15 protein-coding genes are annotated in these 17,802 nt (G+C 39.8%); 4 read left to right on the top strand and 11 right to left on the bottom strand.

Going from position 1 to position 17,802, the window contains the following annotated elements; all coding sequences use genetic code 11:
* Positions 1-10: 10 nt before the first annotated feature.
* The 9 genes from H6G28_RS20240 to H6G28_RS20200 all read right to left on the bottom strand — a co-directional run bounded on the left by H6G28_RS20240 (position 11) and on the right by H6G28_RS20200 (position 10,452).
* Entirely contained in the window at positions 11-2,230 is a 2,220-nt protein-coding gene (locus H6G28_RS20240; protein ID WP_190590641.1) for a GumC family protein, read from the bottom strand.
* A 424-nt stretch (positions 2,231-2,654) separates the two neighbouring features.
* Positions 2,655-3,896, bottom strand: a complete 1,242-nt coding sequence (locus H6G28_RS20235; RefSeq protein ID WP_190673540.1) for a hypothetical protein — start codon at positions 3,894-3,896, stop codon at positions 2,655-2,657.
* A gap of 324 nt (positions 3,897-4,220) precedes the next feature.
* Positions 4,221-4,595: a hypothetical protein gene (locus tag H6G28_RS20230; RefSeq protein WP_190590639.1), complete on the bottom strand. Its 375-nt coding sequence runs from the start codon at positions 4,593-4,595 to the stop codon at positions 4,221-4,223.
* 112 nt (positions 4,596-4,707) lie between these two features.
* Positions 4,708-6,432, bottom strand: a complete 1,725-nt coding sequence (locus tag H6G28_RS20225; RefSeq protein WP_190590722.1) for an ABC1 kinase family protein — start codon at positions 6,430-6,432, stop codon at positions 4,708-4,710.
* A 443-nt stretch (positions 6,433-6,875) separates the two neighbouring features.
* The gene (locus tag H6G28_RS20220) at positions 6,876-7,016 is read right to left on the bottom strand and encodes a hypothetical protein (protein ID WP_190590638.1); all 141 of its coding nucleotides are present in this window, start codon (positions 7,014-7,016) and stop codon (positions 6,876-6,878) included.
* The gene (locus tag H6G28_RS20215) at positions 7,000-7,266 is read right to left on the bottom strand and encodes a type II toxin-antitoxin system RelE/ParE family toxin (RefSeq protein ID WP_190673537.1); all 267 of its coding nucleotides are present in this window, start codon (positions 7,264-7,266) and stop codon (positions 7,000-7,002) included. The genes H6G28_RS20220 and H6G28_RS20215 overlap by 17 nt, the downstream gene beginning before the upstream one ends.
* Before the next feature lie 2 nt (positions 7,267-7,268).
* Entirely contained in the window at positions 7,269-7,475 is a 207-nt protein-coding gene (locus tag H6G28_RS20210) for a hypothetical protein (protein WP_190673534.1), read from the bottom strand.
* A gap of 136 nt (positions 7,476-7,611) precedes the next feature.
* A complete protein-coding gene (locus tag H6G28_RS20205) occupies positions 7,612-10,218 on the bottom strand; it encodes a M1 family metallopeptidase (RefSeq protein WP_190673531.1) in 2,607 nt (868 codons plus the stop codon).
* Between the two features lie 69 nt (positions 10,219-10,287).
* Positions 10,288-10,452, bottom strand: a complete 165-nt coding sequence (locus H6G28_RS20200) for a hypothetical protein (protein ID WP_190590634.1) — start codon at positions 10,450-10,452, stop codon at positions 10,288-10,290.
* Positions 10,453-10,849: 397 nt separating this feature from the next.
* Between H6G28_RS20200 and H6G28_RS20195 the strand changes: the two genes are divergently transcribed.
* The gene (locus H6G28_RS20195; RefSeq protein WP_190673528.1) at positions 10,850-12,541 is read left to right on the top strand and encodes a DUF3352 domain-containing protein; all 1,692 of its coding nucleotides are present in this window, start codon (positions 10,850-10,852) and stop codon (positions 12,539-12,541) included.
* A gap of 214 nt (positions 12,542-12,755) precedes the next feature.
* Here the strand turns inward: H6G28_RS20195 and H6G28_RS20190 are convergent, their stop codons facing one another.
* On the bottom strand, positions 12,756-14,933 hold the full coding sequence (locus tag H6G28_RS20190; RefSeq protein ID WP_190673525.1) for an ATP-binding protein: 2,178 nt from the start codon (positions 14,931-14,933) through the stop codon (positions 12,756-12,758).
* Positions 14,934-15,152: 219 nt separating this feature from the next.
* Between H6G28_RS20190 and H6G28_RS20185 the strand changes: the two genes are divergently transcribed.
* Positions 15,153-15,473: a YkvA family protein gene (locus H6G28_RS20185; protein ID WP_190590631.1), complete on the top strand. Its 321-nt coding sequence runs from the start codon at positions 15,153-15,155 to the stop codon at positions 15,471-15,473.
* 77 nt (positions 15,474-15,550) lie between these two features.
* On the opposite strand, the gene H6G28_RS20180 is transcribed toward H6G28_RS20185, so the two are convergent.
* On the bottom strand, positions 15,551-16,555 hold the full coding sequence (locus H6G28_RS20180; RefSeq protein ID WP_190673522.1) for a metallophosphoesterase: 1,005 nt from the start codon (positions 16,553-16,555) through the stop codon (positions 15,551-15,553).
* 321 nt (positions 16,556-16,876) lie between these two features.
* Between H6G28_RS20180 and H6G28_RS20175 the strand changes: the two genes are divergently transcribed.
* Both H6G28_RS20175 and rppA read left to right on the top strand, forming a co-directional pair.
* Entirely contained in the window at positions 16,877-17,098 is a 222-nt protein-coding gene (locus tag H6G28_RS20175; protein WP_190590629.1) for a hypothetical protein, read from the top strand.
* Positions 17,099-17,114: 16 nt separating this feature from the next.
* Positions 17,115-17,795: a two-component system response regulator RppA gene (gene rppA, locus H6G28_RS20170; RefSeq protein ID WP_190590628.1), complete on the top strand. Its 681-nt coding sequence runs from the start codon at positions 17,115-17,117 to the stop codon at positions 17,793-17,795.
* Positions 17,796-17,802 lie beyond the last annotated feature (7 nt).

The following is a 17,802-nucleotide window of genomic DNA, read 5'->3' as shown; positions in this document are numbered from 1 at the left end:
AACCTTTAATTTAGCGTCGTCTGATGCCTCTAAAAACAGAGTTAGCTTGTTCGTCGCTATTTGGTGTTTCTACTTCGACAATTTCAGCACTGGTACTCTTTTTGTAATATTGCTGATAGTAGTCATGGGAAACAGGTGTGGAATCTTTTGATTTGTTGGCTATCATCCCTAACAGGGGTGTACCAGAAATTTGAATTTCTTCTAATACTTGCTTGAGGGCAGTACGTTTCAAATGACCCAAGCCAGCTACCATAACAATACCATTGGTGTTAGATGCTAACAGGTAAGCATCAGCAAATCCTAGCAATGGGGGAGTGTCATAAATTACTAAATCAAAGTTGCTTTGCAGTTCGTTCATTAAATCCTGCATTTTCTTAGAAGCTAGTAATCTGACAGAATCGGGAGGTGTCGGCCCCGCAGTCATCACAAATAGATTATCTTCTATTGGCGATCGCTCAATCACATTTTCCCAATCTAAATCTTGGGCAATGACATCAGTCAAACCTTGAACATTCAATACACCCAGACGCTGGTGCAAACTAGGACAACGCAGGTTAGAGTCTACTAATAACACTCTCTGACCCATTGCCGCAGCGGCCTGTGCTAAATGTACAGCCACCGTAGATTTACCATCTCCCTGGCCAGCAGAGCTAATTACCAACGAGCGAATCGGGTCATCAGAACCCAATAACATGATATTGGTGTAGAGCGATCGGTAAATTTCAAAGAAAGAAGCTCGATTAGTTTGTTGTAAACCTCTAGATAAAGTTGATTGTGGTGCTGATTCTAGTTCTTTTCTTAAAGGTACAATTCCTAGTAATGGCAACTTAGCACTGTTCTTCAACTCTTGAACAGTGTAGAAAATATTACTCAATTTATCAACAATCAAAGCTGCTCCTATACCCAACACCAACCCTAAAATGCCACCAATAGCTAAGTTTAGCTTGGCATTGTTAGAAATTGCACTTGGTTTATCAACTGATGCTAATTTAGGATCAAGTAATCGCCAAGGTTGTTGTTTTTGAGCTTTTTCAATTTCTAGTGCTTGTTGTTTAGTAGTAAATTGCGTCAGAGAACTGTTAGAAATTTCTAATTGTTGCTGAATATTACTATAGGTACGAGTCAGAGTCGCTAAGTATCTGACATCGTTATTCAGAGTTGTGATTTTGTCATACAAAAATTTATCACGGGCGGAAACAGACCGAATTTGGCTTTGCAATTCTTTTTGCAGACGCATTTCCTCACCAGCCAATAAAGGAAGCAAATAAGCTCTCCTATCTGTTAGCGTCACCATAGCTGGGTTATCTGGTGTATATACTGCTGCCTTTTGGGCAATTTCAATATCAACGGCTTGGATTTGATCTAGTATCTTTTGATAACGCCCATTTTCACTCAGTAAAGAATTACCTGCTTTTTCACCAGGGTTTCTGGCTAATTCTCTTTGTAAATCCTGATATCTGGCGACTAATTGTTCTAGTTGTAGGCGATTTTCGATGCGCTGTTGTCGCAACCCAGCCAGTTGACCAGCTAATTCTTGCGCTCTTTGGGCTGGATCAATTAAATTATTTTCTACTTGTAAATTGCGGAGTTGATTTTGCCAATATTTGACTCTCGCTTCTATTGGCTGTCTTTGTTTATCAACAAACTCAATTGCTTGATCAACATCTAACTGACGTTCTTGTAAACTATAAGCTAAATAAGCATCAGCTAGTAGCTTAGAAACATCACTTACTAGTTGTTTGTCTGGGTGCGTATATTGAACAGTTAAAATGTCTGGTGATTCTGAGCCGATAATTAAGCCAGAAACTAGCAAATTATAATTAATGTATGGATATTTGGGCTTAAGCTTTTCCACAATCGGATCAAGTACTCTGGGACTACGTAAGACTTGAATTGTGGTATTACCGTTGCTTCCACCCTTGCCTGATGATACCGAAACACTAGGAGTTGCGTCTTCATCAGAAATTGTTTGAGGCACACTAGCTATTACCTTAGTTTCACCCGTTACCTGCCTCGTTAAAATATCAAACGAGCCGAGATATACTGGAGGGTCGGTTTCGGCCTTTAACACTGCTGCTGTAGCTACTAAAGCAGTTATTCCAGAAATTAACAGCAATCGACGACGCAAAATGGCAAAAATCTGACCTATATGCAACTCGTCATCATCATTGTTGTTAAACTGAGCAGATTTAGCTTGTGACAGGTAAGGGTGTTTTTCTGACTTCAGCATAGTGTTTGTAAATTAAACGACTGGGTTTTGATGCAGTAAAAACTATTTTCGCAATTGTGGTAAAGATGCTGGGAATGCTTATAAGTTACCTTGTCTGTTGCTATGCCCTGGCAAATTTTGGACTTGACTAACTAACTAATACGTTAGTCAATTTTCAGTACACAGGTATTGTGAAGAACTTAGTTCATACACTTACTATTGTGGTTAAAGTTTTACAAATACAGTTTAGTCAAGGATAACGCAATACAAATACAGTAACATTGCGTAGCATAAATTTGTTAACTTTGGTGAACATTCCTGTTGAGCTATACAAAACTTTTACTGAAACAGCACGAAATTTTTAACTTTCGACTCTATAGAAGTTATCTACGCTTCAAAGTAGAGACTTTGTATACAAAATCTCTACTTCGGCTAAAATTTGGGATTAATTAAACCAAGCTGCGAACTGGAAGAATTGCCCTCGGAACACTTCTAACAACCGCAACCAAGTATTTGTATCTGTGAGTTTACCTAACTCTAAATAAGGTGCAGGGGCAGTTCCTTGCACCCATAAAACTAAATCAAAGGTTTGCGGCTGAGTAAAGACCTTGTTGAGATTAATACCTCTAACTTCGCGTTTTCTCCAGAGTGGGACTAGTTTTTGACCTGTTAATAACGCATCAGTCTCATTTAAAAAATTCAGCCACTCATCAATCATGGGTTTAGTAACGACTGCATTGGGAATTACCCCTTTTTGTTGAGGATTGGGTAGCCATTCCCGGTCATTATCAGTTTCGGCTAAAATCAAATCCCAAGATTGACGACTTAAGGCTGTGACTGTGCGTAAATTTTCCATTGCAGTGGTTAAACGTTCTGGTTCAGCCACGGGAAAATTCATTAAATGAACAAACGCAACGATGTCGGTAATAATATCAAAGTCAAAACTACCAGATGGGCTTCTACCCTCAACCAGAAAGGGATAGGGGGTTTTTGGTTGAGCAAAAATTAGATGAGCCGTGGCATCAAAAAGTTTACTTTCATCGTAAGCTAAAACGATCTGAGCGATCGCAGATAGTAAATTGCAGTATCCCCTTAGCCAAATTACATCACCCGCATCAAAAGCGATCGCTAAATTTTGGGCAGCTTTTTCGCTGGCTGGTATCCCTGTCAATAAGCTAAAAGTCTTCCAGAAAGACTCATCCTCTACTAACTTACCATCTCCGTTGATATCCAACCTTGTTAAACCCAGCCTTAGCGGTAGCTTAACTTGATTATCTTTGATTGGTTCCAGGGTATTCTTGACTTGAGTTAAATCATTGAGTAAGTTCTGTAAAACATTTCTTGTATCTTGATAAGTGACTGGCTCTGGTTTAGGATTTATCGGTACAGGCAGACGTAAAATTGGGAAAAACTGAGTAACAAAATTTTGCTGCACACCATAACGGTAAAGCGACTGGGTTAACCTTTGAGTTGCACCCATCAACTGCACAACGCCCAACTTAAATCGCGTCAAGTCATCATTGTTGTTTTCTTGAAGTTTAGCTGTAAAAGCTGCTTCTCCCTCCTGAAATTGAGCATTTATCAGATATTCCTCAATATCAGAAGAAGGTGTCGCCGATTTTACCAGTGGCGTAAATGAGAATAATAGGCTGAGGACTAGTAAAAGAGAACAAACAAAAAGGCGCATAAGCTTTCACCTCATAAATACATTTGTTTGCGCTACTTTAACCTAAATCATCCTCAAGTCTGCTAAAGAATAGCTAAAAGTCTAGTTTAGACTTCTTCCTAAACTTCCACTGCACCGCAGGCAGAGTGCTTTTTGGATAGGGGCAATGGAGTTTTGGGCTGATTTAGCTCATGATTTAATGCGTTACTTAATGCACAGAAAAAAACGGTGTGTTACGACTAATTTTTACTATCTTAAGTACTGAGTCTTTACATAGCCGTAACACATCTTAAGTGGCAAATATGGTTTACCAACTAATTAATTCTGAATTCTGAGCCAATGTTTCTAAGATAAAGAATCTAAATCAAGGGATTGCATTCCTTGAGTTTTGGCAAAGGTGAGCATACTGCTTAATTGCAACCATACTAATAAGCCAGTCAACAAACTTATTGGTAAACCAACTCCTAATGCCAGAATAGGAGGAAAGCCAAAGATAGCTAAACCTGAATAAAGAAAAAGACTAATACCAAAAGTAATACCGATAAATGGTACTAATAATTGTTGAGAATAAACACGAGATTCGGATTTCTCTGTACTATTTTTTTGCCATTTCTGCACAATAATTTTAAGTGTGCCAGATAAACCAACACCAGAAGTTACAGCAATAAATAAGCCAATAGCTAGAAGAAAATAAGGTGGTTGTTCTGGGAAGTAGTACATGAAAACTCCGAATTATATTAAAAGGTCAGAAAATTTACTGTTTGTAATAATGCGCTATCAAAGTGATAGGAGGTAATTTTACCTCCTGTTATCAGATGGGAGTTTGCAGGTTTTAGTGCGTGATACCTGATGCCGAATCTCCTAAATTAACAAAAGCTGTAGCTCTTGGTAAAATAGCGGCTACTCCTTCTCTAGAAAATTCGGTTAATAAGCGAATGGCGACATCTATTAAACGATTGGGTTTGATGTCATCTTTGACTAAATCCCACAGGCGTTGTACTTCTTCTGTATGCAGACGGTCATCTTCTGTGAGGGCTAATACTAATTGTCGCCGCAGAAATTTACCTTCTTCTGATAACAAAAATTGCAATCCCATTTGGGCTGTAGGTAATACATCAAAGTTACCATCTGTGCGGGCGATCGCAATTAAGTTTTCCAATCGCTGCCACTGGAATTTACCATCTTTAAACAGCACGTTCAGCAACCGTCGCCGCAATTGGGGAGACTCGCCTGTAAGTAAGCGTCGGGCAATGTAAGGATAACCAACCTCCACAATTTTAAAATTGGGGTTAAGGCTGAGGGCAATTCCTTCTTGTGTGACTAATGAGCGAATAATTAACGCAAACTTAGCCGGAACTCGAAAGGGATATTCATACATTAATTCCGAAAATTCATCGGTAATGGTTTTGAAGTTAAAATCCCCAACGTTCTTACCAATTGCATCGCCTAACACAGTTTCTAATGCTGGTACAATTGGCACAATATTTGTGTCGGCAGTCAAAAAACCCAAATTGACAAAATCTGTGGCTAAGTCCAGATAGTCTTTGTTGACCAAATGTACTAAAGCATCAACTAAATTTTCTTTGCTGGTTTCTTCTAACTGATCCATCATGCCAAAGTCGATGTAAGCCATACGACCATCGGGCATAGCAAATAAGTTACCAGGATGGGGGTCAGCGTGGAAGAAGCCGAACTCTAGCAGTTGACGCAAACCAGAAGTGACAGCAATTTGGATAATAGTTTCAGGATCTAAACCAGCAGCACGGATACTTTTTGTATCTGTTAGCTTCAAGCCGTTGATCCATTCTAGGGTTAATACCCGACTGCTAGTGTAACGCCAGTAAATTGCCGGGACTTTTACCTGGGGGTCGTTGCGGAAGTTGTTGGCAAATTTTTCGGCGTTGCGACTTTCGTTGATGTAGTCAATTTCTTCAAATAATTTTGTCCCGAACTCGTCCACAATTAAGGTCAAATCGTGACCGAGATTTAGGGGTAGCAAAGGTGCAAGCCAACTCGCAGCCCAACGCATTAAATAAAGGTCTAAGGTGAGAAGTGGTCGGAGGTTGGGGCGTTGTACTTTGACTGCGACTTCTTCACCACTAATCAAACGTCCCCGATAAACTTGACCTAAACTTGCTGCCGCTACAGGTTCTGGTGATAATTCACTGTAAACTGCTGATATGGGACAATCAAGTTCTTTTTCAATAATTGTGTATGCGATCGCACTATCGAAAGCTGGCAGTTGGTCTTGTAATTTTACCAACTCTTCTAAGAAATCTTTGCGAATCAGGTCAGGCCGGGTGGAGAGGGCTTGACCAACTTTAATGAAGGTGGGGCCTAGGCTTGTTAGTAGTTGACGCAACTGGGTAGCTCGCTTTCCCCGATTCTGCTCTACTTGATTTTGCCATTCATCCCACTTTAGACTCAAAACGAATCCAGCAAAAGACCAAATAATTCTCAGCAAGCGTCCCCATGCTAACCAGGGGCGGTAACGATAGTGACGAGCGATCGCTTCTGGATTATACCGCTTTAGCTGAGCAGGTTGATACTGACCCACGCTTTTTGTTGCCTCTTCAACTGGGAAATCTACACTGTTGTTTTTGTTTTTTGGCATCCCCAAGTACAAGCTGATTGCTCGTTAGGATAACCTTAGCTTTTTATAAAAAACTATTAAACTTTACCTTTTTTCGGGTACACACGCAGCCATAAAAGCTTACCGTGCTTGCCTCTTTTTTTTATCTTTTTCTTAATTATACTTTATAAAAGTACAAATAATCCGCGAAAATCGGTCAAAAACCAATCCGCAATGGTTAAAGAATTGTTAAGAAAAAGCTTTTTCTGGATATATTGTTACTGAGCTTGGATGTGATTATGTTTATCTGCTACAAGTTATCAAGTTTGGCGGATGACTTGTAGCGATCGCACTTGCTCACTAGTGGTTTTTGTCGTCTTTAGATCGGGCTTGGCTGACAAGTTAACAACTGTTCTGCGCTTCTTGTTCTAGTCTGCAAACATCGCGTCTAAGTCGCAGTTACAAGACTTGGTATGGTCTTTAGGGTTTTTATGAATTTCCTCTAGAATGTTATCTGGCAACATGGCTACATCTTCTAATAGTTCGTGCTGCTCAATAAACCTCGTCATAGCTACCGATATCTACAAATACAGCTTTGCCGTCTTCTGTAAAGTAGAACAGTACTCTTTCATCGTAATCTACACTAAAACTCCAAAATTCTTGAAGCTTTCCCGATAGTTTGTGCGTTTTCAAGCTTGGATCAAATGGATCTATAGTGAACTGTTCCAGTTTTTGCCAAAACTTTGCTTCTAAATCTATGTTGCCTTTGATGCGCTTTTTAAAAGCACGTTTAAATGCGGAACTGAAACTAACTTCCACGATTACTCCTCTATCAGTTGTTTTAGTTCATTGATGTTGGAGGAAAACTTCAGTTCACCTTTTTGCTGTTCCATTTTTGCCGACTGAAAATTGTCGTATATTTCTTCACGGCGCTCTTCACGGAGGTATTGCTGCAACAAAAGTTGAAGTTCAAGCTTCTCATCTACGGAGAGACTTTTGATTACTTCGACCACATCATTAAAAGTCATCGATTGCAAGACCTCATTCTACTCACTAATCATTCTAGCTGGCGAGAAACCAAGCTCTCAATATTCAAAAGGTGCGTGACATTTCATTCACGCACCCTACAGGTATAACTAACCGCTAACCCCCAGCCTCTAGCCTCTACTTAGATTTCGCCTCTAAGTTTTCTAAGCGGCTTTTGAGTTCTTGGTTTTGTTTTTTGAGTTGGTCGAGTTCTTCGCGCAATTGACGCAGGGCGGTTTCTGTACCGATATGTTTTTGGACATTGGCAATTTCTTCGTCAGCATAGCGACGCACGCGACCATCGGGGGTTTGTTCAGCAAGCGATCGCAAAATGTCAATTGCTTTGGGTGTTTCCATTTTACCCAAGGCTGTAACTACTGCTACTTGGGTTAAGAAGAAGGTTTCTTTGGCGAGTTCGGCTAATCTATCTAAAATCCGTTCTAAGTTAACTGGTGTTTGACCAACGGAAATTTTACCTAAAGCCTTGATTGTCGCTAACCGCAAGGCTTGGGGAACTCCTTGTTTGGTGTATTCCAGCAACAGATTTAAAGCGGCTTCGGAAGTTTTGAGTTCTGCTAAACCGTTAACTGCACCACTACGAACTACTTCATTCCAACCAGCTTTTTCTTCTAAAACTGATTTCAGTAGCTTGATGACCTTTTCTTCCTTGGGCTTTTCATCCAGATTAGCAGCTGCGATCGCGCCGATGGCTGTAGCGGCTGCGGCTTCTACATAATAACTGCGATCGCCATCTTGCACTCTCTCTTTCACAGCCTTATAACTATCATAGGTTTTGATGGTCGCCAGTGCATTCACAACCGCACGCCGCACATAAGGACTTTTATCTTTTAATCCCACCACTAAACCATCAAAGGCTTGATCTAACTTGACTTCTGCTAGTTGTTTGGCAACTTCCACCCGCACCCCCCAAAATGGTTCTTTTATCAATGCTTTAGATAATGCTTTGGTTGCTTCCAAACCGCCTTTTTTCGCTAAAGCTGTCGCTGCATAAATGCGGGAAATTGGGTCAGGGTCAGATTCTAACTGCGCTTTCAACTCAGGAAGGGGATATTCCAAAGTGACAGTTTTTAAGAAATGATTGCCGACATCAAAGCTAATAAAATCTGGCTTGGCTGATAGTGGGAAGTAGAAGCTTTGTTCTGCTTCATTTACTCGGACTGTAAAAGTGCTGAGTGCTGAGTGCTGAGTGCTGAGTTTTTCTGTGGAGTCTTTTTGGACGTAGCCGAAACCGATGGGGATTTTTAAGTCAAATAAATTTTTACTGCTATTTTTATCAGCTTGAGTTTGGGTAACTGTGACCTTGGCTAAATTTGCATCACCATCCCAAGAGTAAGCCACTTTAAAATCAGGATGACCGCCACGATAAACATATTGGTCAAAGAGGAAAGCTAAATTTCTACCTGTTGCTTTATCAATGGCGCGGAGTAAGTCTACTGTTTCAACAGTTTTATGGGCATTATCCTGCACAAAGGTTTGAATGGCGTGCCAAAATAATTCTTCACCCAATTCCGCCCGAATCATGTGATAAACACAAGACCCTTTTTCGTAGATGTGGCGGTCATACAGTTCAATGGCTTCGCGGTAAACATGAGTCACCATTGGGCGGCGGTAACGGCTGCGATCTTCGCTTAAATAACTCCGCGCTTCTATTAACCGATAGTATGCAGCTTCTTCAGCACTATATTCATGTTCTGTCCACATAACTTCAGAGTAAGAAGCCATACCTTCTTTAATCCAAGCATGAGACCAATGCTTAATTACTAGCAAATCACCAAACCATTGATGCGCCAGTTCATGAACAACTAAACTTTCGGTGTTGCGGTTATCTAAAGCAGCGCGTTCATCTAAAAGACAACGGTCTGTTAATAAGGTGGTGGAAGTATTTTCCATCCCCCCAAAGATAAAGTCATCAACGCAAACTTGGGCATATTTGGGAAAAGGATATGGATAACCATACTTTTCACTCAAAAATTCGACCATACGGGGAGTTTTGCCCATGCTGCGTTTAGCATCTGCTTCCCGGCCTTTTTCCACGTAGTAAGTCACTGGTTTACCTTGCCATTCATCTCGAATTTCGGTAAAGTCAGCCACAGCTAGAGTCATTAGATATGTAGGATGAACTTGCTGCTGTGACCAATGATAAATTTTTTCGGAACCTTCCTCGATGGTTTCGATTAATTCACCGTTAGAAATCGCTACTAATGCTTTGGGAACCCGCACACGAATTTCTGAGGTGGAGAGTTGTCCGGGATAGTCAAAGCAGGGAAACCAAAAACGGGAGTCTTCGTCTTCTCCCTGAGTCCAGACTTGAGTAGGTTTGTGGGGATAGTGTTTGTCTGGTTGGATAAAGTATATACCGCGTTGGGGTTTTTCGGCGGAGTAGGCGATCGCAATTAAAATTCTTTTCCCTTGTTCTGTCGGTTGGTCAAGCTTAATAGCAAGCTGTTCACCGTCGTAGTCAAATTTTTGCACCACCTCATCTACTTGTACAGACTGGATATTTAAGTTGACTGCATCCAGTACTAAACGGTCAATTCCACTACGAATGGGTAATAGGCGAATACTACAGCTACCGTGATAACTTTGCTTGGGGATATCTAAGTGCAGGTCAAGAAAAATATGCTCTACCTGTCCAGGACGATCTGGATTATAGTGTGGTCTGGCTCCCGGTAACTCAAAAGATTTGCGTCCGTTATTTTCTGTATCAAAATATGAATGCGACATTGATGCTGACTGACCCTTTAATCTTAAAAAATTTAAGTAAATTTTCGAGAATCCTGCTATTTGTGATGTTTACTCATCCGAATAGCGGATAGAAAATATGCCATCTTTGCAATTTTGGGGAGATTCCCATGAACCTTTCTCTGCTGCTGTGGGGATGTTCTTGATAATTTTTCCTTGAGTACCAAGACTCGGCAAATTTGCTGATGAGATTAGGATAGCTTGCAAATTTACCACAGGCTATCTCTCAAGATGAATAACCATTTACGGATTTTGCTTTGATTTCATTGAAGTATTTCTTTGGTGTTTTTTTTACTGCTTGTGTGTAGATTTACTAATTTTAACAGTGAAACCCTAAGAAATCGTGAAGTTTATTTAATGGAATTCAGGAGTCTGGAGTCAAAATCCAGTATATAAGCACCTAGTAAATTTCCGTGGCGTGTTTTGTACTAAGCCGCATATAAGTAAATGGGTGAAGTACCATACTCCATCGGATATCTGAAGTAGGCTGCAAAAGGGTGGTGAGGAATTTTCTCCTCATTGATTCTGAATTCTTCTTGAATAATTCCGAGAACTCAACAATGACGTTTTTACTACCCTCGGTAAAAATCTGAGGAAAATGAGGAAAGTAACAATGCCTGAAAGTAAATTAAAGTTTTTAGTACCTGCAATTGGCGCAGTTGTGGCGGTGACAGGAGGTGTAGCAGTCTATACCTATTTGTTCAAAGGGCCATCTGGAGATATTTCCGGGGCTATTGGTAGTGCTAAATTAGTTCCTGAATCAGCCCTGATGACTACTTACATTTCTACTGATGACCAAGTTTGGGCAAAATTACAGCAGTTCGGTACACCAGAAGCCCAAAAATTACTGGTGAAAAGTTTAGAGGATTTCAATAAAAATACTTTTAAAGGTAGTGATATTTCTTACGATAAAGATATTAAACCTTGGATTAGTGGCGTGATGATTGCTGTTTTACCACCAAGTAAAACTCAACCTGCTCAGTTAAAATTTCCCACCAATCGAGCCAATCCACCATTAAAAGTGCAACAAAGCACAAACATGCTAATGGTGATTGGGATCAAAGATAAATTAACTGCTTTGAATTTTGCCAGTAAATTAAAAAATCAAAAAGGAGTGAAAAGTCAAGAAATTGACTATAAAGGTGAGAAGATTACAGAAACTACTGAGGAAAAGGGTAGACCAACATATAGTGTAGTTGTTAATAATAGTCATTTAATTTTATCTCCTGACAAACAAGCTGTAGAAAAAGCAATTGATACCTATAAAGGTCAACCTTCTTTTGCTAGTAAGGAAGGTGCTAATCGTTTACTCAGCCAAAATGTAAATCTGCAAAATACCCTTGTACAAGTTTATGTACCAGACTATTCTGGGATGGTAGAACAATGGGCAATAAACAACACCCAAGGTAAAGCCTTGCCGCCCCAAACCTTGTCACAGTTGAAGCAGGTAAAATCAATGGTGGCTGGTGTGGGTATTGATGATCAGGGAGTGCGGGTAAAAGCGATCGCTAATTTAGATCCGCAACTCAGCAAGTTTCAGTATCAAAACACACCAGCTAAAATATTGTCCCAGTTTCCTGGCGATACCTTTGCATTAATTAGTGGTAACGGTATCAGCCGTGGTTGGCAAACCTTCACAGAACAATCAAAAGATTATCCTGAAGTTCAGCAAACACTCCAACAAATCCGCACTCAGCTAAAATCTGCCGAGATTGACTTAGATAAAGAAGTTTTTGGCTGGATGGATGGCGAATTTGGGATTGGTGCAGTTCCATCTAATCAAGGTGTATTAGCAAGTGTGGGTTTTGGTGGGGCGCTGGTGTTTGATACAAGCGATCGCAAAACCGCAGAAGCCACCTTCACAAAACTTGACAACATAGCCAAAGCCCAAGGAGTTAACATCGCCACCCGCAACATCGGTGGTAAAGATGTCACAGAGTGGCAAATACCTAAACAAGGAGCATTATTATCTCATGCTTGGTTAGACCAAGATACCGTCTTTTTAGCAGTTGGTGAACCTGTAGCCGAGGCCTTAGCTGCTGCTAAAAGCCCATCCCTCGATCAAAGCGATACCTTTAAAAATGTCACAGGTTCATTGCAACAACCGAACGGTGGTTATTTCTATGTAGATATGGATAAAACTGTGACTTTAGTCAACCGCCTTGCAGGTCAAGGTAGACCAATTCCACCTGATGTTAATGCTCTTTTAAGTTCTATTCGTGGTTTTGCTGCTACCGCTACTAGTCCAGATAAATCAACCAGTCAGCTAGAAGTTTTGTTAGCACTGAAGCCGAGTCAGAAGTAGGGATTGGGGAGTGGGTGTGAGGGTATAAGGGTGTAGGGGTGTAAGGGAAATGTCACTAAGAAAATCTGAAACCCTTGTCAGGACTAAGTTTAGAGATATAGGGGGGTGGGGTGTAGGGGAAGAGTACTAATTTATAACTATGTAATGCTCGTTTTTATTCTTTCCCTTATACCCCTACCCACTCACAACTCCCTACTCCCTACTCCCTACTTAACTACTGTTTTACCGGAATTTGAATTTTAAACTCAGTTCCTTCACCGGGAGTAGAGACACAATCTAACTTACCGTGATGCTTTTCGGTAATAATTTGATAACTAATTGCCATACCCATTCCTGTACCTTTACCAACAGGTTTAGTTGTAAAGAAAGGGTCGAAGATGCGATGTTTGACTTGTTCAGACATTCCAGGGCCATTATCTGCGATCGCAATTTCGATCCATTGAGTATCAAAGGCACAAGTGCGGATAGTAATTTGTGGTTTTGCGGCTGTGGAGTTTTGACTATTCAAGAATGACTCTTCTAAAGCATCCATCGCATTGACTAATATATTCATCAACACTTGATTTAGTTGTCCAGCAAAACATTCGACCAAGGGTAAATTACCATAGTCACGAATAACTTCAACTCCTGGATAGTCTGGTTTTTCTTTAAGACGGTATTGCAAAATTAATAATGTACTTTCAATCCCTTCATGAATATCAACTGTTTTAAAATCAGCTTCATCCATGCGGGAAAAGTTTCGCAGTGATAAGACAATATTGCGAATTCTTTCAGTTCCCATTTTCATAGAAGGCAGAATCTTATCTAAATCTGCAATCATAAAATCTAAATCAATTTCTTCAGCTAATGCTTGAATTTCTGGGTCTTCATCAAGATAGCGTTCTTGGTAAAGATGAAGTATTTGCATCAGACTTTGAATATATTCGCTTAGGTGGGTAATATTACCATGAATAAAATTGACAGGATTATTAATTTCATGGGCGACTCCTGCTACTAGTTGACCAAGACTAGACATTTTTTCATTTTGAATAACTTGCGCCTGGGTGCGTTGTAATTCAATTAATGTTGTTTTTAATTCAGCAGTACGTTCTTCTACTCGGTCTTCTAATTCTGTCTTACTCGCTTCTAAAGCACTAAAAGATTGACGCAGTTGTTCAGCCATATAATTAAAAGACTGAGCTAATGTATTGAGTTCTTCTATTTTGCTAATATTTAAAGTTTGTTCTAAATCACCTGATGCCATTGCCTGACTAGCGCGATTGATTCGCAAAATTGGTTGAATGACCCAACCGGAAGTCAAATAACCAATAAGAGTTGCCACTATTAATGCAGCTAAACAGAGAAGAACTGTAATTTGAGTGTTCGTAATAATCTTAGCCATAAAGGCTTTTTCTGGCACACTCATAACTACTAACCAATCTAGTCCATATTGATCACGCCAAGGTGTGACATATACAAACTTCGTCTCTTTTGGCAGTTGCAACTGAATTTTTTTTTGTTCAGTAATTGACTGAAAGCCATTAAATTTATTTTCAATATATTTGGCAATATTTTTAATTACTGGATCTGGACTTTCTGTAGCTTTGATTCGTTGGGCTTCATCCTTAACTATTGCAAAAGTATCTTGCTTAGTAGAACTGGCAATTAACAGACCATTACGTTCGACAATAAACACCTGTCCAAAATTGCTAATATCTAAACGCCGCAAAAATTCACTCAACTTCAACAAATGAATGTCTGCGCCAACCATACCCAATAATCGCTGATTTGCGTCATATATAGGACGACCAGCAGAGGCAGTTATATAAGCACTATCAAGAGAATTCCAGGCGTAAATCCGCGACCAAATTGGTTTACCAGCTTTGATTGGTTCGGTATACCAACTTTCTTTAAAGTTATTGTATTCAAAAGTGTAGTTGGTGCGGATGCGATCGCCATGCGAATCAGTGGTGTAGTTCAGTCCATTGTTGGGTAATTTAGCATTCCAATCATCAATAGTAACTGTTTTACCATCGTAGCGGGCGGCTCCAACTCCCTCACCTGTGGTTAATCCCATACCAATGTAAGTGAGGTCATAAGCCTGCATTTCCTTCCAGAAAAACTTACCAATGGTTTTGCGATCGCGCACATCTAACAATCCCATTGCGATCGCATCTGCATTAATCTGATTTACCTTGTGGGGAATGGATAAATAAGCATCTAAATGCTGTTGTACTATGCTATTCGTTCGATTCATTAACTGATCTGCCAAGTCATTAACTGCTTGTCGTCCATTTTTAAATGACAAGTAGCCGACTAAACCCACCGCACCAAAAATTTGTAATGCAAAAGGAATAATCAACACTAGTTGCAATGGAAAAGCTTTAACTTTGGGAGAGTCAGTCTTACTCATTCAATTTCTTTCTTCCAACCTTGGATAGAGGTAAATTTATACTTTGTGACCTAGTATTCCCACAGGTGATGACTAACTCAACATTTAGGGGCAAAAATTTAGTTTTGTAAATTACGGATGAGAAGATGTAGCATCTTCCAGAATCATCTAGGACGGTTATTCCCACCAGAAATTATCAACAGGATTTGTCAGAATGAAAGGTAATTTGAGGGCTAAAAAATGAAATTTTCCATTGACTCTGTGTACAACTGGTATCGCAATTTAATTCGTAATCCGAAGTATCGCTGGTGGGTAATTTTAGGAACACTAGTTTATTTCATCAGCCCTATTGATATTGTTCCTGATATTTTTCCTATCGTTGGCGAACTTGATGATGTTTTACTGATGACACTATTAGTAACTGAAGTATCTGGGTTAGTCATTGATGGTTGGAAAGCACGTAAAGGTGTAGAGACTACTACTACCAATCCTACCGACAGTTCCAATGATGTTGATTCCTCTGCAAAAACAGTTGATGTTGATGCTGTGTCAGTTAAATAAGTTTTTACAAATAAATAAATCCTCTGTTTGTTCAAGCAAACAGAGGATATTTTTTTACCCTATATCCCGCATTAGAGCTAAATTCCCAAATCCTTCATTACTTGCAACCATTTATCTGGTGTTTGTAGAGTTTGCTGGAGAAATTTGGTTGTCAAATTACTGGCATTAGCTTGATATAGCAGTGTGGCATAAGTAAAACGACTAGCTGGTTTTTTGAAATTATCTTTGCCATAAATAGAAATTAATTCTGCCAGCTTTTCTTCTACTTTTAAGATTGCTTGCGGCGCGAGGTCAAGTAAATTTTGTATCCACTGTTCTTTATGGGCAATAAAAGCTGATAATTCTGGATTTGAGGACTTTCTAAACTCATCACAAATCGCCTGAATTTTTTCCCATTTATAACTACTCCAAGGTTTAGCCATCATCACAGGCAATTGCCATTTAACTATTTCTTCTTGCCAATAGTCTTTCGGTGCTGGCACTTGTACAATTTCAAAATTAGGTAAAATTAGGGCGGTCAATTGTCCACCATGACAAGCGCCTGTGTCGATACCATAAGCTTTTTGTGCAATTATGAGTGGGGAATCGCCAACCACACGATGACCAAAAATTATTGGTTTAATGCCAGTATACAATTGACTCCAGGATATATCTCTATATTTTTTTTCTAGATGCTTTTCACCTGCGGTACAACCACATAAAACTTCTTGTTTTTGTTCTTCAATGGGTATACCATCTTCTACCGCCGCATGAACAAAAATTGCCTGATCTGTTTCGTAATAGTAAGGTAAATTACTAATCCATTCTAAAAATTCGCCATAGCGATCGCCAAATTGTAATTTAACAATTTCCTGGGAGTAAGAAAGAGTTTGCTTCAAATGTTTGCGTTCGTGATTTCCCATTAACACCACTGTGTTGGGGCGATTTCTGAGAAAGTCATATACTTTGACCGAATCAACTCCCCGATCAACAATATCTCCTAAACTGATTAAACAATCTTCCTCTGTAATTTCTACTTTGCTTAATAGCTGAAGCAGTTCTTCATAGCAACCATGAATGTCACCGACTGCAATTGTTCGCATTGTCCCAAATTCAATCGAATAATTTCATTATACTACAAGTATAACTTTTGTAGTATGTAGTCGCATAGGATTTAGAACAGTGGAAGAGTGATACCATTTTGGATTTTAGATTTTGCGAAAAGTTGCGTGGGCGGGTTCCCCGACTTGAGCAAACTTTTCAAGACAGATTTTGGATTGGGTAAGGGTTGATCGGTAAGCTTTTGAGCCATCAATCTGTCGCAATCATTTTTTAATTTGGTATGAGGTTTGAATTTTGACTTCCCAGTAGGAGTGTATCTATCTAAAACCCTTATACCATTTCACTTTAAAAATGATACGGATATGCAAGTAGCGCCTCGACTTCTCCTGACGGAGACGCTGCGCGAACGCTCGGCGACCAGAAGCAGAGTTACAGAGGAAGCGATTTCTATCAGTAATTTCGTGAAATGGTATTACACCCATTCTTTTCAATCCCGACATTGGCTGATGCTCAATTTGGTTAAAAATCTCACTGATGGCAGAAGTTTTACTGAGTCAACTTCTCTAAAATCAGTTATGCAATAACTGAAACTAGCTAACAATGCGAATACTTCTGGTAGAAGATGACACCGCCCAATTAGAACCCTTACAAACAGCATTGTCTCAAGCTGGACATATTGTAGATGGTGTAGAAAATGGTGCGATCGCTCAATGGGCAATTACCCAGCGAGATTATGACTTATTGATATTAGACTGGATGCTACCAGAAATCAGTGGTTTGGATTTATGTCGGCAATATCGCAAAGCAGGTAAAACCGCACCTGTATTGATGTTGACAGCAAAAGATACCACTGGCGAAAAAGTCACAGGTTTAGATGCTGGTGCAGATGATTATTTAGTCAAACCTACAGATTTATTTGAATTATTAGCTAGAGTACGGGCTTTAGGTAGGCGATCGCCTGTTTGGCAAGGTGATAAACTCCAACTGGCGGATCTGCAACTGCACATTTCCACACAGATTGTAGAACGAGGTGCAGCCCAGGTGGAATTATCTACCCGCGAATTTCAACTATTAGAATATTTAATGCGTCACCCTTGTCAAATTTTAAGTCGTAATCAAATTGAACAAGCTTTATGGGAATGGGGTAGTGAACCGGAAAGTAATGCTACAACTACTTTAGTACGCCGTTTGCGCCAGCGTTTACAGTTACTAAATGCAGCAGATTGGCTAGAAACCGTTTATGGTATGGGTTATCGTCTCAATCCTGAACGGCAAAAATAAAGTTTAA

The sequence above is a fragment of the Nostoc sp. FACHB-190 genome, assembly GCF_014696905.1.
GTDB lineage: Bacteria > Cyanobacteriota > Cyanobacteriia > Cyanobacteriales > Nostocaceae > Nostoc_B.
The sequence above is the reverse complement of the archived record's forward strand: the minus strand, read 5'-3'. Positions and strand labels throughout refer to the sequence as shown.